Source organism: Microbulbifer thermotolerans (assembly GCF_900112305.1).
GTDB classification, from domain to species: Bacteria; Pseudomonadota; Gammaproteobacteria; order Pseudomonadales; family Cellvibrionaceae; genus Microbulbifer; species Microbulbifer thermotolerans.
Genome location: NZ_FOKT01000007.1, coordinates 73398 through 88562, shown reverse-complemented (window position 1 = coordinate 88562; position 15165 = coordinate 73398). Strand labels below are relative to the sequence as shown.

Annotated in this window: 14 protein-coding genes; 9 read left to right on the top strand and 5 right to left on the bottom strand. The window is 60.2% G+C overall.

Annotated features, from left to right (window positions below; all coding sequences use genetic code 11):
- The first annotated feature begins 57 nt into the window (after nucleotides 1-57).
- From ydiJ to BM155_RS12370, 3 genes are all read left to right on the top strand, one after another.
- Nucleotides 58-3111 carry a D-2-hydroxyglutarate dehydrogenase YdiJ gene (ydiJ, locus tag BM155_RS12380; RefSeq protein ID WP_074903460.1) on the top strand — a complete coding sequence of 1018 codons (3054 nt, stop codon included), beginning with the start codon at nucleotides 58-60 and terminating at the stop codon, nucleotides 3109-3111.
- Between the two features lie 57 nt (nucleotides 3112-3168).
- Entirely contained in the window at nucleotides 3169-3882 is a 714-nt protein-coding gene (locus BM155_RS12375) for a tetratricopeptide repeat protein (RefSeq protein WP_067151418.1), read from the top strand.
- A gap of 557 nt (nucleotides 3883-4439) precedes the next feature.
- Nucleotides 4440-4847: a 3D domain-containing protein gene (locus BM155_RS12370; RefSeq protein ID WP_074903458.1), complete on the top strand. Its 408-nt coding sequence runs from the start codon at nucleotides 4440-4442 to the stop codon at nucleotides 4845-4847.
- A 90-nt stretch (nucleotides 4848-4937) separates the two neighbouring features.
- Here BM155_RS12370 and BM155_RS12365 read toward each other — a convergent pair whose 3' ends face one another.
- Nucleotides 4938-5462 (bottom strand): hypothetical protein, encoded by a 525-nt coding sequence (locus tag BM155_RS12365; RefSeq protein WP_067151412.1) that lies wholly within the window; start codon nucleotides 5460-5462, stop codon nucleotides 4938-4940.
- A gap of 171 nt (nucleotides 5463-5633) precedes the next feature.
- A complete protein-coding gene (locus BM155_RS12360; RefSeq protein WP_231902447.1) occupies nucleotides 5634-5861 on the bottom strand; it encodes a hypothetical protein in 228 nt (75 codons plus the stop codon).
- A gap of 213 nt (nucleotides 5862-6074) precedes the next feature.
- Here BM155_RS12360 and trhO point away from each other — a divergent pair, with 213 nt between their 5' ends.
- Nucleotides 6075-7055, top strand: a complete 981-nt coding sequence (gene trhO, locus BM155_RS12355) for an oxygen-dependent tRNA uridine(34) hydroxylase TrhO (RefSeq protein ID WP_067151406.1) — start codon at nucleotides 6075-6077, stop codon at nucleotides 7053-7055.
- Nucleotides 7056-7304: 249 nt separating this feature from the next.
- Here the strand turns inward: trhO and apbC are convergent, their stop codons facing one another.
- Entirely contained in the window at nucleotides 7305-8435 is a 1131-nt protein-coding gene (gene apbC / locus BM155_RS12350) for an iron-sulfur cluster carrier protein ApbC (protein WP_231902446.1), read from the bottom strand.
- 187 nt (nucleotides 8436-8622) lie between these two features.
- On the opposite strand from apbC, the gene metG reads away from it, so the two are divergent.
- The 4 genes from metG (at nucleotide 8623) to BM155_RS12330 (ending at nucleotide 12537) form a co-directional block, all read left to right on the top strand.
- Nucleotides 8623-10662 (top strand): methionine--tRNA ligase, encoded by a 2040-nt coding sequence (gene metG, locus BM155_RS12345; protein WP_067157360.1) that lies wholly within the window; start codon nucleotides 8623-8625, stop codon nucleotides 10660-10662.
- A 34-nt stretch (nucleotides 10663-10696) separates the two neighbouring features.
- Entirely contained in the window at nucleotides 10697-11641 is a 945-nt protein-coding gene (locus tag BM155_RS12340) for a D-2-hydroxyacid dehydrogenase (RefSeq protein ID WP_074903456.1), read from the top strand.
- Nucleotides 11642-11739: 98 nt separating this feature from the next.
- Nucleotides 11740-11991 (top strand): hypothetical protein, encoded by a 252-nt coding sequence (locus BM155_RS12335; protein WP_067151400.1) that lies wholly within the window; start codon nucleotides 11740-11742, stop codon nucleotides 11989-11991.
- A gap of 39 nt (nucleotides 11992-12030) precedes the next feature.
- Nucleotides 12031-12537: a hypothetical protein gene (locus BM155_RS12330; RefSeq protein WP_067151397.1), complete on the top strand. Its 507-nt coding sequence runs from the start codon at nucleotides 12031-12033 to the stop codon at nucleotides 12535-12537.
- A 6-nt stretch (nucleotides 12538-12543) separates the two neighbouring features.
- On the opposite strand, the gene BM155_RS12325 is transcribed toward BM155_RS12330, so the two are convergent.
- A complete protein-coding gene (locus BM155_RS12325; RefSeq protein ID WP_067151394.1) occupies nucleotides 12544-12807 on the bottom strand; it encodes a hypothetical protein in 264 nt (87 codons plus the stop codon).
- Nucleotides 12808-12809: 2 nt separating this feature from the next.
- Between BM155_RS12325 and BM155_RS12320 the strand changes: the two genes are divergently transcribed.
- A complete protein-coding gene (locus BM155_RS12320) occupies nucleotides 12810-13697 on the top strand; it encodes an NAD-dependent protein deacetylase (protein ID WP_074903453.1) in 888 nt (295 codons plus the stop codon).
- Between the two features lie 98 nt (nucleotides 13698-13795).
- Here the strand turns inward: BM155_RS12320 and yghU are convergent, their stop codons facing one another.
- Nucleotides 13796-14689, bottom strand: coding sequence for a glutathione-dependent disulfide-bond oxidoreductase (yghU, locus tag BM155_RS12315; protein ID WP_074903451.1), 894 nt, complete (start codon nucleotides 14687-14689; stop codon nucleotides 13796-13798).
- Between the last annotated feature and the right edge of the window lie 476 nt (nucleotides 14690-15165).

The following is a 15165-nucleotide window of genomic DNA, read 5'->3' as shown; positions in this document are numbered from 1 at the left end:
CCCCGCCGCCGCGCTACAATGCCCGCCCTTTTCTTCTCCACCCAGTAAATGCGACCCATGATCCCAGCACTGCGCGAAGTCGACGAAGTACAGGCTCTCTATCTCCAGTTTCTCGAGGCGCTGAAGGGCGGCGGTTTTCGCGGCGATATCAGCCCCAGCTACGCCAGCCGCACGGTTCTGTCCTCGGACAACTCCATCTACCAGGTACTGCCCCAGGCGGTGGTGTACCCGCGGGATATCCACGATCTGCAGCTGATCGCCAAGCTGGCGGACCGGGAGGAGTTCCACCAGGTGGTGCTCTCTCCACGCGGTGGCGGCACCGGCACCAATGGCCAGTCCCTCACCGATGGTCTGGTGGTGGACATTTCCCGCCATATGAACCGGATTCTGGAAATCAACGCCGAGGAGCGCTGGGCGCGGGTACAGGCCGGGGTGGTGAAAGACCAGCTGAACGCGGCCCTGAAGCCCTACGGGCTCTTCTTCGCCCCGGAGCTTTCCACCAGCAACCGCGCCACCATTGGCGGCATGATCAATACCGATGCCTCAGGGCAGGGTTCCTGCCTCTACGGCAAAACCCGGGACCATGTGCTGGAACTGTCCACCGTGCTGCTGGGGGGCGAACTCTGGCAATCCGCACCGATCGACGATGACACACTGCGCGAAATCACCACGCGCGATGACCGCCCAGGCAAGGTGCACCGCATCTGCGACGAGATAGCGCGGGATAAAGCCGAACTGATCGCGCACAAATTTCCCAAACTGAACCGCTGCCTCACTGGTTACGACCTGGCCCATATCCGCGAAGGTGGCGAATTCAACCTCAACAGCGTGCTCTGTGGCTCCGAGGGCACTCTGGGCTTTATCGCCGAGGCGAAGCTGAACCTGTTGCCGATTCCAAAATGCGCGGCGCTGGTGAACCTGAAGTACGACAACTTCCAGGATGCCCTGCGGGACGCCAAGGACCTGATGCAGGCCGGCCCCACATCCATCGAAACGGTGGACAGCAAAGTGCTGCAGCTGGCGATGGAAGATATCGTCTGGCACAGCGTGAGCGAGTTTTTCCCGGCGGAAGAGCGGCCGGTAAAAGGTATCAACCTGGTGGAGTACACCGCCGATTCAGAAGAGGAACTGGAACAACTGCTGGCGAAATTCACCGCCCATGTGGACGCCATGATCGGCCAACCGGGCAAAAGCTTCGGTTACACCATCGCCCGCGGCCACACCGAAGTGAATCGCATCTGGGCCATGCGCAAGCGCGCCGTGGGCCTGCTGGGCAATGTGCAGGGTGAGAAACGGCCGATCCCCTTTGTCGAAGACACGGCGGTGCCGCCGGAAAATCTGGCCGACTTTATCGCCGAGTTCCGCGCGGTACTAGACGACGCAGGCCTCGACTACGGTATGTTCGGCCATGTGGACGCGGGCGTGCTGCACGTGCGTCCGGCCATCGATATGAAAGACCCCGAACAAGCGGCGCAGATACGCGCTATCACCGACAAGGTGGTGGCCCTGACACAAAAATACAAAGGCCTGCTGTGGGGCGAACACGGCAAGGGGGTGCGCTCCGAGTACGCGCCGGAGTTCTTCGGCGAACTCTACCCGGAACTGCAGCGGATCAAGGCCGCCTTCGACCCGCGCAACCAGCTGAACCCCGGCAAAATCGCCACCCCCAGCCGCGCCTCGTCCCTGCTGAAGATCGACCAGGTCACTACCCGTGGCGAACTGGACCGACAAATTCCAGTGCAGGTGTGGGACGGTTACAGCGAAGGCGTCTACTGCAACGGCAATGGCGCCTGCTTCAACTGGAATCCTGACGACGCCATGTGCCCCTCTTACAAGGCCACCCGCGAGCGCATCCACTCTCCCAAGGGCCGCGCCTCCCTGGTGCGCGAGTGGCTGCGACTGCTCGCGGCACGGGGCGTGGACCCGGTGGAAACGGCGCGCAAGTTTCGCGAACAATCCTTCTTCGTGGGGCTGCCGGGGCGCATCAAAAACTCCCTGGCCAAAATGCGCGGAGAATACGACTTCAACCACGAAGTGAACGACGCCATGCAGGGCTGCCTGGCCTGCAAATCCTGCTCTGGCCAGTGCCCTATAAAGGTGGATGTCCCCGAATTTCGCAGCAAGTTTCTCGAACTCTACTACAGCCGCTACCTGCGCCCGCTGAAAGACTATGTGGTCGGCGGCCTGGAATTTGTGATGCCGCATTTGGCGAAAGTACCGCAGCTATACAACTGGCCGCTGAAACTGAAGCCTGTCACTTGGCTGCTGGAGCGCGGCTTGGGACTGGCGGACAGCCCCCTGCTGGCGCGCAAGAGCCTGTACAAAACCATGGCGGAGCTGGGCGTGCCCTTCGCCAGCGCCGCCAGCCTGGAAGCCCTGGGCCCCGCCCAGCGCAGCCGCGCTGTCATCATTGTGCAAGACGCCTTTACCAGCTACTTCGATGCCGAAGTGGTCGGCGACCTGCTGAAGCTGCTGAAACAATTGGATTTTGTTCCCCTGGTGGCCCCCTTTAAAGCCAACGGCAAACCCCTGCATGTGCACGGCTTCCTGCGTCAGTTTCAGCGGGTGGCGGAAAGCAACAGCGCCATGTTGAACGAACTGGCCGCCTGCGGCGTACCGCTGGTGGGCGTGGACCCATCCATGACCCTGACCTACCGCGCCGAGTACCGAAAGCTGCTCGGCGAAGAAGCACCCAAAGTGCAGCTGGTGCAAGAATGGCTGGCCGGGCAGTTGGAACACCTGGAGCAACAGCGGCCGCGGCTGACCCCCGCCCGCTTCCACCTGTTGCCGCACTGCAGCGAGCAGACCAACGCCGCCGCCAGTCTGAAAGATTGGCAGCGGATTTTCGAAGCTCTGGGCCTGGAGCTGCATACCGAACGGCTCGGCTGCTGCGGCATGGCCGGTACCTACGGCCATGAAACGGCGCACAAGGAGACGTCCCGCACCATATTCCAACAATCCTGGGCACCGCGCCTGTCCGGTACCGGTGCGGATACAGAAAAGCTGCTCGCCAGCGGCTATTCCTGCCGCTGCCAGTCGAAACGCTTTGCAGGTGTGTCCTTGCGCCATCCCTTCCAAGGCATACTGGCGCAACTGCAGCCTGAGGGGTGATACTGAGAGTTATTACAGCCTCTCAACTCCCGAGCCGTTACAGGGAAGGCGCCCAAGATGCACGGAACCCTGACCAGCCTCTCTCTCGCAGTTCTGCTCCTTGCCGCCGGTGTTGCAGTAGCGACACCGGCGGCGAAAGGAGAAGGTGCCACACAAAAGCTGCTTACCAGCGCCGAAGCACTCGCGTTACAAGGCGATTTCGACCGCGCGCTGCCCCTCTACGAAAGAGCCATCGGCACCCTGGCAGACAAACCACAACAGCAGCATGCTCTGCGCTACCGCTACGGCATGGTGCTGAACGCCCTTGCCGCCCGCGCCCGCCCGGAACTCTACCCGCTGGCTCGGGCCCAATTTGAGTCAGTACTCGCTTACCTGGATGGCGGTGCCACCCTGGGCCTGCCCGCCCCCTTCGAACACTCGCCCGCGCGGGTGCGCTCGGCGCTGGCCCACACCTACCACCAGCAGTCCGCCAGCGAGCAGGACCCGCTGCGCAGGGCACACCTGTTGCGCACCGCCTACCAACTGTACAGCCGCGCCATCAGTGGACTGACCCGTCACGGGGAGTGGCACAACCTGGCCATCACCTATTTCAATCTGGGACAGGTGTGCGAGTGGCAGGGCAATCTGGAAGAAGCCATAGAATGGGTGGAAAAAGCCGTGGAACTGGACGCCCGCCACGGTTTTGCGGATCTGGAGGAAGACCGCGCCTACCTGCTGGGGCTCCGGCAACAGCTCAACCCTCCCCAGCCTGCCGACGCCACATCCACCTGAGGAAGCTTCGGCTCATTCATACAGGAGCTTAAGCGGGCTTTGGGGTGCTCTGGCCATGGAATCGGCTTCTCATCTGCCCCCGAAGTCTCTTTGTCACCGGGCGGCCAATGAACCAGTGGCTCCCTGTAGCACCCGACAGACCAGTCACAAATAATTTCAGAGAAATTTTTTACTTTCTCTATGCGGATTGGAAAACCAATCCAGCGCTTATTCGTGCCTCTCATTAGGATGACATCGTTATCAGCCAGTTTTTTCGCAAAGAAATCAATTACTAAGCCTGCGGAGATTTGTTCAACCGATTATCCGCAAACATTCTTATCGGCAAAAAATGGTTGCAACAAAAGAAAGCCTTTGGGGCCAAAATCCCATGCTTTTAAAAAAGAAAGATAAAACGGTCGGCTTTTTACCGGCCTTCAGCAAAAAGTTGATAAGTGACCATCAACCCGTAATATAGCCACCACTGCTCAATTATTGATCAGTTATTTCCAAAGACACTTGGACTTCTTCATTGGCGCACCATTTGCCTGTGACCAAATGACACCTGGAGGTATCGGGACATGACGAAACAGACTCTGCGCAATACCGTACTTTTTATAATTGTTTTCCTCGCGGCGGCAATCAGCCTTAACGCCTCCGCCACCATAAAGAAAAAAACCATGACGGTCGACGCCACCGCCTATAACTCGGTGCCAGGCCAAACCGACAGCAATCCCTGGATTGCGGCCTGGAACAACCGACTGCGCCCCGGCGACAAGATAATCGCCGTCTCCCGCGATCTTGAAAAACACGGCCTGACTAATGGGGCCAAGGTTAAGATCGAAGGCTTGCCCGGCATTTACACCGTGCGCGACCGCATGAACAAACGCTTCAGACGACGCATAGATGTTTGGATGGGCAAAGATGTCAAAAAGGCGCGCCGCTGGGGCAAGAAGAAACTGAAAATTACCTGGCACCCGGCAAAATAACCCAAAGAAGCAATAACACAACACCATTGAGTACGGCCCCGAGCCCCAGCATACCCCGCCATTGGCGGGGTATTTTTTTACGAAGCACGGTCACGGCTCGGTTTCAGCGGCGACACCCGGCAGTTCGACACAATCGCGGTTGTCGATGTAATAGAGACTCGGCTGGCGGTTTTCGTTGTAGCGGTGCTCCGGCCCCTTATCACCAAAAACTATCAGATACTCGGATTTGACCCAGTCGTCATTTACCCGGTATTCGCTCAACCACAGCAGCGAGGGCATCCCCTCGTAGCAGCGGCCATAAAACATGCGCGTCTTCTCCACCAGAGTCTTACTCAGGTAATCGACGTAGCGACCGGGATAGGTGTAGCGCTCACTCGCAGCCTCTATGGCCGCCACATCTTCTCCAGGTCGGGGTATTTTAAAAATGTAAATGGCGGGATTTTCATCGCAGTCCAGGCAGCTGCGTCCGGCAACAACCGCATAGCCACCCAATTCGGCGACCAGCCGGACTTCTTTCAGGCCGGTCTTGAGCAGGTGTTGGTCAGAGAGCTGAAGGGGGATTGCCACCCCGGGCAGGGACAATAACAGCAGGGGTAGGAGGCGAATCGCTCGCATAGGAAGGGTACCGCGAATCGGGTCGCACCGCCGGGAACAATCAGTCCGTGGTTGCTCCACGGCGGCACTGCGATTGGGTTGTGCTGTTACACTGTCGCGATTCCCTTCTGCTGTAACCTTAGCACAGCGTGGGCAGGCGACGCGGCGTCGCTCGCGCGGGGAACTCGCCCGCTACCAGTGCTCGTCCGCTTCCTGTACCGGGCCCACGAAGGCCGCTATGCCCTCTTCGCGCAGCGCATCCAGTGCCTCATCCAACGCCTCCTGCTCCGTATCGAAGGAATCCTCCCACACGGTGGAGTTGTTGTTCTCGTCCACTATCTCGAGCAACCAACCGCCCTCGCCATCCTCGTAAATATCGATCTGGACGGTCACATCACCTTCGCGGTAGGTCTGGCTCAAGTCCGACTCTCGGGGTGCAAAATCTTCATCCATGGCTATGGCCTCGCTGTGGTGCTGCCGAACTGTGACAACTTGCGGCCCGGAGGTCAATGACTTTTCGCCGCAGGCCCCAGTGATTGATAAATGTACGACAACAACGTGCACCTGGGATAAAATGCGCGGCGATTTTTTCTGCTCCGGATTTACGCTCCGGCACTGCAATGAGGAAGTAATATGAATTCCACCGTCGTGTGCGCACTCTACAAGTTCGTCACCCTGGACGACTTCGAATCCCTGCGCGATCCCCTGCTCAAAGTCATGCTCGACCGGCAAGTCCGCGGCACCCTGCTGCTGGCTCGCGAAGGCATCAACGGCACTGTGGCCGGCTCCCGCGAGGGCATAGATGCCCTGCTGGCGCACCTGAAATCCGACCCGCGCCTGGCGGACCTGGATTACAAAGAATCCTACACCGACAAGCCCCCCTTCCTGCGCAGCAAGGTGAAGCTGAAGCGAGAAATCGTCACTATGGGTGTAGAGGGGATAGATCCGCGGCGCAGCGTCGGCACCTATGTCAAACCCGCAGACTGGAACGCGCTCATCTCCGATCCGGAGGTGCTGCTGATCGACACCCGCAACGACTACGAATATCAGGTGGGCACCTTCAAGAATGCGGTGAACCCCAAGACCGACAGCTTCCGCGAGTTTCCCCAGTACGTGCAGGAAAACCTGGACCCGGACAAACACAAAAAAGTGGCCATGTTCTGCACCGGCGGTATCCGCTGCGAAAAGTCCACCGCCTATCTGAAAGAGCAGGGCTTTAAAGAGGTCTACCACCTGCAGGGCGGCATTCTCAAATACCTGGAAGAAGTGCCCAAGGAAGAGAGCCTGTGGGAGGGCGAGTGCTTTGTCTTCGATGACCGCGTCACCGTCAACCACGACCTGCAGCCGGGCAACTACGACCAGTGCCACGCCTGCCGCATGCCGGTCACACCGGAGGACAAACAATCTCCCCTGTACGAACAGGGCGTCAGCTGTCCCCACTGCCACGACAAGGTCTCCGAGGAAAAACGGGCCCGACTGCGCGAGCGGGAGAAACAAATCCAGCTGGCCAAACAGCGGGGCGAACCGCATATCGGCCAGGAGGCGCGGGAAGCCATCGCCGCGCGCCGCCGCCGCAAATATTCACTGCGCAAGCGGCAAGCCGCCCAATCCTGATCCCACAGGGTTATGCGGCCTTTTTAAGAACAATCAGAGAGCCTGTGCTTAATTTGCACGAGCGCTGTAGCTAGCCCTGTGGCGCTCAAGCAATGGGGTAGGCATTTCGAAAACGCACCAGTACATCCCTGTAGCTCCGCCGGATACATCCTTGTATCCGACGGTTTCGAAATGCCTACCCCATCACTTGAGCTTCGCCCCAGACTCGACTTCTCTTTCTCCCCTGGGCGCAGATACCTCAAAGCGCCCTTAGGACACTTCAATTTGCGGTAAATCCTCTTCACCGGCGTTCAGCCAGATCTGCGCCGCAGCGCGGCGGGCGATATCGCGGTAAAGCCCCGCAATCTCCCCCTCCGGGTCCGAGGCCACAGTGGGCAAGCCGCCATCGGCGTCCTCTCGGATCGCCAAAGTCAGGGGAAGCTGACCGAGCAGGCGGGTCTGGTAATCGGCGGCGATGCGCTCACCACCGCCGCTGCCGAAAATCGGTTCGCTGTGGCCGCACTGGGAACAGGTGTGCAGGGACATGTTCTCCACAATGCCCAGCACCGGTACCGATACCTTGCGGAACATCTCCACCCCCTTGATGGCATCTTTTAACGCCAGGTCCTGGGGCGTAGTCACAATTACCGCACCGGCGAGGGTGGTGTTCTGCGCCAGGGTCAGCTGAATATCCCCGGTGCCCGGAGGCATATCCACAAACAGGTAATCCAACTCACCCCACAGAGTTTGCGTCAAAATCTGATTCAAAGCGCCGCTGGCCATGGGGCCGCGCCACACTGCCGGGGTTTCCTCCGTCATCAAATAGCCCAGGGACATGGTCTTCAGCCCCCGAGCCTCTACCGGCAGGAAAAATTTCTGCTCCTTAACATCCGGGCGTACCCCCTCGGTACCGAGCATGGTGGGCAGACTGGGACCGTAGATATCCGCATCCAGCAGGCCGACACTGGCCCCCTCGGCCGCCAGAGCCAGAGCCAGATTCACCGCGGTGGTAGACTTGCCCACACCGCCCTTGCCCGACGCCACCGCGACAATATTTTTGACGCCCCGCAAAGGTTCTGGCGCATCCGCCGCGCCAGTGACCGGAATGTCACTGAACAGTTCGAACTGCAGCTGCGCCTCTCCCAGTGGACCGCCCTTGAGCGTCGGCAGGCAGGCCTCGCGCAGCCGCGCATCCCAGTCCGCCTCCCGGCCGGCACAGGGATAACCGAGGGTGAGGCCGACGAACACAGTGCCCCCCTCAAAACCCACCTCAATCTCCGCGTCCAACTCGTCCAGCGGCAACCCGGTGGCCGGATCGTGCAACTGCCCCAGGCTCTCCGCCAGGCGCTCCAGCTCCACCTGCACCTCCGCGGGCAGATGATCGTGTTCGTGATCGCTCACAGCTCTTCCCTCTCGACGAATGTAAATTCGGCGGCATTGTGTCGGATCACCTCCGCCAAAGCCAGCCGCATCGTGCCCCGGCGGAAAGCCCCGCGCTCCCAGCCACCCCGCAAATCTGCTATATTCCGCGGTCTTTTTACGATGTCCGGCCGCTCCGGCCAAAACCCCTCAGCCGATGGAAAAACCGATGTCCGAAACGCGCCCCACACCGCGAAAAATCCTGGTCACCAGCGCACTGCCCTACGCCAATGGCTCACTGCACTTAGGCCATGTGCTCGAATATATCCAGACTGACATCTGGGCCCGCTTCCAGCGCGCGCGCGGCCACCAGTGCCTCTACATGTGCGCCGACGACGCCCACGGTACCGCCATTATGCTCAGGGCCGAACAACTGGGCCTGACGCCGGAACAGCACATCAGCAATATGCAGGCGGAGCACGAGCGCGACTTTTCCGGCTTCCTGATCGACGTGGACAACTACCACTCCACCCATTCGGAGGAGAACCGCGAGCTGTCGGCCATGATCTACCGGCGCCTGTCCGAGAACGGCCATATCGCCTCGCGCACCATTACCCAGGCCTTCGATCCGGAGAAACAACTGTTTCTGGCCGACCGCTATATCAAGGGCACCTGCCCGCGCTGCGGCACCCCGGATCAATACGGCGACAACTGCGAGGCCTGCGGCGCCACCTACAGCCCTACGGAGCTGATAGATCCCGTGTCCGCCATCTCCGGCGCCACACCGGTCGAAAAAGAGTCCGAGCACTTCTTCTTCACGCTTCCGGCCTTCAGCGACTTTTTGAAGCAGTGGACCCGCGCGGGCCACCTGCAGGAGGAAATGGCCAACAAGCTGGCGGAGTGGCTGGAAGAGGGCCTGCAGGAGTGGGACATCTCCCGCGACGCCCCCTATTTCGGTTTTGAAATTCCGGATGCCCCCGGCAAATACTTCTACGTCTGGCTGGACGCCCCCATCGGCTATATGGCCAGCCTGAAAAACTACTGCGACCAACGCGGCCTCGACTGGCGGGATTTCTGGAAAAAAGACAGTGACGCCGAGGTGTACCACTTTATCGGCAAAGACATCGTCAACTTCCACGCCCTCTTCTGGCCCGCGATGCTGCACTCGGCGGACTTCCGCACCCCCACCAAGGTGTGCGTGCACGGCTTTTTGACCGTCAACGGCAAAAAGATGTCCAAATCCCGCGGCACCTTTATCAATGCGCGCAACTACCTCGACCACCTGGACCCCGAGTACCTGCGTTACTACTTCGCCGCCAAGCTCACCGCCGGTGTCGACGACCTGGATTTGAACCTGGACGACTTTATCGCCAAGGTGAATTCCGACCTGGTGGGCAAGGTGGTGAACATCGCCTCGCGCACCGCCAAATTCGTCAACAAATCCGGCGGTGTACTGGCGAACGCACTCGCCGACGAAGCCCTCTGGCAACAGTTTGTCGAGGCCGCGCCGCGCATCGCCGAATACTACGAGAGCCGCGAATACGCCCGCGCCATGCGCGATATCATGGCACTGGCCGACGCCGCCAACGCCTGGATCGCCGACAAGGCGCCCTGGTCCCTGGCCAAGGAGGAAGGCAAAGAGGCCGAAGTTCTGGCCATCTGCTCCCAGGGTGTCAACATGTTCCGCGCCCTGATCACCTGGCTGGCACCGGTGCTGCCGAATACCGCAGCCAAGGCGGCGCAATTCCTCAACTGTGAACTGGACTGGGCCGCGGCCACCACCCCACTGGCCGACCACCAGATCAACAAATTCAAACCCTTGATGCAGCGTGTAGAAAAATCTCAGGTGGACGCCGTCATGGAAGCAGCCAAAGAATCCCTGGCAAAACTGCAGGCAGAGGCAAAGCCCGCCAGCGGTCCGCTGGCCGAAGAACCCATAGCACCGCAAATCCAATTCGACGACTTCGCCAAGGTGGATCTGCGCATCGCACTCATCGCCAACGCAGAACATGTCGAAGGCGCGGGTAAACTGCTGAAGCTGACCCTGGATCTGGGCGGTGAAACCCGCCAGGTATTCGCCGGTATCAAGAGTGCCTACAACCCCGAGGATCTGATCGGCAAGCACACCGTGATGGTCGCCAACCTGGCCCCGCGCAAAATGCGCTTCGGCGTCAGCGAAGGCATGGTGCTCGCCGCCGGCCCCGGCGGCAAGGACCTGTGGATACTCGAACCCCACGAAGGCGCCAAGCCGGGCATGCGGGTGATGTAAACCCAGTCTTTCAGCGGGCAAACGGGATTCAGCGATGCGCGGCGTATTCCTCGATACTCTGACCATGAAACTGGAGGAGCTGGACACCTCCGCTCTGGAAGCCTCCCTGGATCACTGGGACTTCTTTGAGACCACCGCGGCGGAGGAAACCGCCGCGCGCATCGCCGGCGCGGACGTGGTGGTCAGCAACAAGGTGGTCCTCGATCGCCCCCTGATCGAAAGCGCCCCGAACTTAAAGCTGATCTGCGTCTGCGCCACCGGCACCAACAACATCGACCTGGAAGCGGCCGAGGCCCGCAGTATCCCGGTGCGCAACGTACAGGGCTACGCCGGCGCCTCTGTGCCACAACACGCCCTGGCACTGATGCTGGCGCTGGCCACCCGCTGGCACCAGTACGACAGTGACGTGAAATCCGGCCGCTGGAGCCAGTCGCCGATTTTCTGCCTGCTGGAGCACCCGGTGGTAGAGCTGGCGGGCAAGAAGCTCGGCATTATCGGCTACGGCAATCTGGGGCAAAGATTCGCCCAACTGGGCCGATCACTAGGTATGGAAATTCTGGTGGCGGAATCCTTTACCGGCCGCCGACAGGAAGGCCGGGTGCCGCTGGTGCAATTGCTGGCGGAATCCGATGTCATCAGCCTGCACTGCCCCCTCAGCGCGCATACAGAACGGCTGGTGGACGGGGACTTCCTCGCCGCCATGAAACCCGGCGCCTTCCTGATCAACACCGCGCGCGGCGGCCTGATCGATGAACCGGCCCTCGCGGCCGCTCTGAAAAGCGGCCACCTGGGCGGCGCCGCCCTGGACGTTTTGAGCGCGGAACCCCCACCGCCGGACCATCCGCTATTGGCCGCCGATATCCCCAACCTGATCATCACCCCGCACAGCGCCTGGATCAGCCGCGAAAGCCGCCAGCGACTGCTGGACGGCGTGGTGGAAAACATCCGCCGCTGGCGCAGTGGTGCGGCAAACACGTAAAAGTGCCCGCACTGAACCTCAAGTCACACCCAAGTTAACGATTTGCCGACCGCGACTCTAGGATACTGGGACCCATTTCCAAGAGTGAGGAACGCGTTATGGCCACGGCAAAAACCTCTCAGCAAAACTCCGGTCGGGAAAAGTTGGCTCAGGCTTACCAACTCGCTGGTGAGGCAGCAAGCGAAACAGCGGAGCACCTGAAAAAGCGGGCTGCCACCACACTGAAAACCGGCAAACAACAGGCCAACAACTTAGAGAAACGTGCCGAAGACACAATTAAGGCGCACCCGGTGCTCAGTGTCGGCTGTGCTTTTGCCGTGGGCTGGGTAATTGCCAAACTGCTGAAATAAATACCACACCTGAAACCGTACCAGCGGGATCGGCATTCAATGGCAAACACCAATCAAACACGGCCTTCTGGAAACACCCACCGCCAGACTGCGGACAAGCTGGCTGGCGGTGGTGAAGCGGATTCAGCACATGGCCACACAGGCACAGAAGATACGCCACCACCGCCGGGCGGCACGGACAAAGCGTTGACACAAACAGAAGCCACACTGACGCTTATGTCAGCGTGGCTTGAAAATTTGCGCGCGCTAGCACAGCTGGAGCTGAGCCGCACCCTCACTGCCGGCAAGCGCCTTATCGCCCTGCAGCTGCTGCTCCTGCCCCTGGCCATCACGCTGGTACTGAGTTTCTGCGGTGGTGCGGGCCTGATCGGCTATCGCTACTCGCAATCGATTTACGTCGGTTTTGCCGTATTTGTACTCGCGCAAGTCCTGATTCTGGCGGCAATCCTTCTGTACCAGCGCAGGCTAGGCACTCTGCTCGGCTTCAGTGAAACCAAGCGACAGCTACAAGCGGCGGTTCGGGATGTCCTTGAGATCTTTAAGTAAAGCGATTCAACAGCACAGCCGGGAAATGGAAAAACAACGGGCCTGCGCCGTGGTCTTGCTGAATCGGCAAAAAAACAGTGTAACCGCAGGCTTGCGGCGTATTTCCCTGCCCGCACTGATCGGCCTTGCGGCAATCGGCGGTTTCACCGCGCAGCGGCTGTCGCGCACCCGGATGCCTTCCCGCGCCGCCAGGCTGCTGCTTTCGTGGCGGAAACTGTCATCACTTTGAGGCATACTCTCGGCACCCACCAGATACTCTGCCGGTGCCACCCATGACCCTCAGCCCCCGAAACGCGAGTGCGCAAACCTTCGCGCCGCCCTGCCCGCAGCAAACCACCGCTGCAGAAGCGGCCGCCGAGCACTTGGCCGCTTTTATCCGCCGTTATCCGCGTTTGATGATTCTCACCGGGGCCGGTGTCAGCACCGATTCCGGCATTCCCGACTACCGGGACCAGGACGGCGCCTGGAAACGCAAGCAGCCCGTGCGGCACGGGGACTTTATGAGCAGCCTGAGTACCCGGCAGCGCTATTGGGGCCGCAGCCTGATCGGCTGGCCGACCATGCGCCGGGCTCAGCCCAACGCGGCGCATCGGCATCTGGCGGAGCTGGAGCGGCGGCAACACACAGAACTGCTGGTAACCCAGAATGTGGACCGACTCCACCAGCGCGCCGGCAGCCGACGGGTACTCGACCTGCACGGCCGTGCAGATGAAGTTATCTGTATGCACTGCGGCTACCGCTGCGACCGCCAGGCGGTACACGAACGCTGCCACACCCTGAACCCGGATTTTCGCCGCCACAACGCCACCGCCGCGCCGGACGGCGACGCCGATCTGGAAGTGGATTTCAGCGGATTTTGCGTCGCCGACTGCCCCCACTGCGGCGGCATCCTCAAACCGGATGTGGTTTTCTTTGGCGACAATGTCCCCGGCGAGCGAGTGCAAATAGCGCTGAATGCGCTAGAGGCCAGCGATGCCCTGCTGGTAATCGGCTCCTCCCTGATGGTTTATTCCGGCTACCGCTTCTGCCGCTATGCGCGCGACTGGCGCAAACCCATGGCGGCACTCAACCTGGGCCGAACACGGGCGGACGACATGCTCGACCTCAAACTGAACGCACGCATTGGCGAAACCCTCGCCGCCGCGCTCGCGCTGCTTTAAGGGACCGCCGCTGCATTCACACGGGAGTTGTAGTGGGCTTCGGGGCGCTCAGGCAAAGGGATGGGCTTCTCACCTGACCCCGAAGTATTTTTAACCAATTAATCAGTGGTTTCCCGGGAATCCCCGCCGGGGCCGATCTTATCCTGAGTGCGGCGGTCAAAATCGCTGGCATCATGCCGCTCGTGCAGTTGCTCAGCCGGCTCGCCCCAAGTGCGGTTCACCATGCGCCCGCGCTGCACCGCCGGACGCTGCGCTATCTCTTCCGCCCAGCGCACCACATGCTTATAGCTTTGCACATCGAGAAACTCCCCCGCGTCATAGAGGGCATTTCTGACCAGAGCGCCGTACCAGGGCCAAATAGCCATATCCGCAATGGTGTATTCCTCACCAGCCACATAGCGGTGCTCAGCCAGCTGCCGGTCCAGCACATCCAATTGGCGCTTCACTTCCATGGTGAAGCGGTTGATGGGGTACTCGTATTTTTCCGGCGCATAAGCGTAGAAGTGACCGAAGCCGCCACCCAAATAGGGCGCGCTACCCATCTGCCAGAAGAGCCAGTTGAGACACTCAGTGCGCTGCGCCGGTGCTTGCGGCAGAAATGCGCCGAACTTTTCCGCCAGATAAAGCAAAATGGAACCGGACTCAAACACCCGGATAGGTGGATTCGCGCTGCGATCCATCAGCGCCGGAATCTTAGAATTGGGATTCACTTCCACAAAGCCACTGCCAAACTGATCGCCCTCGGTAATTCGGATCAGGTGCGCATCGTATTCCGCCCCCTCGTGCCCCAGCGCCAGCAACTCTTCGAGCATAATAGTTACCTTAACGCCGTTGGGCGTGGCCAGCGAGTACAGCTGCAATGGATGTCTGCCAACCGGCAGGGACTTGTCGTGCGTAGGACCGGCCACAGGGCGATTGATACTGGCAAAGGCGCCGCCGTTCTCTGTGTCCCATTTCCACACCCGAGGCGGGGTATAGGTGTTATCCGTCATGCTTCGACTCCGTATTGTGTCATTTAGCGCGCGAAGGGGATGCAACATGGATAGAGTATCCGCACGCAATATCAAAACCCTTACAGACTAACCCCACCGAAAGCCTCTGTCGCCATCTAAAGTTGCGGGATTCTTGCCAGTTTCTGTATCTCCCGCAGCCGCGCCGGAATCAGGCACACAGCTCCGGTTTCGCCGATTTATTTGCAGGGTTGGGGATAACAGCCGACGATTAGACAAACGAGAAGAGTCAATATCGGTTTATCTCCGCGCATGCGGGGAACAGCGCTTCAGCGTCTGGCTCTTCCCCAGTCCGCTCGGTTTATCCCCGCACATGTGGGGAACAGCGTTTGCCCGGCCACTATCTGAACCCAGTTCGCGGTTTATCCCCGCACATGCGGGGAACAGGAGCAGCAGCAAATCGAGCAGGACTATCAGAACGGTTTATCCCCGCACATGCGGGGAACAGAGGGAAGCCG

What these genes read in the sequence shown, in the direction of transcription:
- ydiJ (WP_074903460.1), top strand. Translation starts at nt 58, where the DNA reads ATGATCCCAGCACTGCGCGAAGTCGACGAAGTACAGGCTCTCTATCTC.
- BM155_RS12375 (WP_067151418.1), top strand. Translation starts at nt 3,169, where the DNA reads ATGCACGGAACCCTGACCAGCCTCTCTCTCGCAGTTCTGCTCCTTGCC.
- BM155_RS12370 (WP_074903458.1), top strand. Translation starts at nt 4,440, where the DNA reads ATGACGAAACAGACTCTGCGCAATACCGTACTTTTTATAATTGTTTTC.
- BM155_RS12365 (WP_067151412.1), bottom strand. Translation starts at nt 5,462, where the DNA reads ATGCGAGCGATTCGCCTCCTACCCCTGCTGTTATTGTCCCTGCCCGGG.
- trhO (WP_067151406.1), top strand. Translation starts at nt 6,075, where the DNA reads ATGAATTCCACCGTCGTGTGCGCACTCTACAAGTTCGTCACCCTGGAC.
- metG (WP_067157360.1), top strand. Translation starts at nt 8,623, where the DNA reads ATGTCCGAAACGCGCCCCACACCGCGAAAAATCCTGGTCACCAGCGCA.
- BM155_RS12340 (WP_074903456.1), top strand. Translation starts at nt 10,697, where the DNA reads ATGCGCGGCGTATTCCTCGATACTCTGACCATGAAACTGGAGGAGCTG.
- BM155_RS12335 (WP_067151400.1), top strand. Translation starts at nt 11,740, where the DNA reads ATGGCCACGGCAAAAACCTCTCAGCAAAACTCCGGTCGGGAAAAGTTG.
- BM155_RS12330 (WP_067151397.1), top strand. Translation starts at nt 12,031, where the DNA reads ATGGCAAACACCAATCAAACACGGCCTTCTGGAAACACCCACCGCCAG.
- BM155_RS12320 (WP_074903453.1), top strand. Translation starts at nt 12,810, where the DNA reads ATGACCCTCAGCCCCCGAAACGCGAGTGCGCAAACCTTCGCGCCGCCC.
- yghU (WP_074903451.1), bottom strand. Translation starts at nt 14,689, where the DNA reads ATGACGGATAACACCTATACCCCGCCTCGGGTGTGGAAATGGGACACA.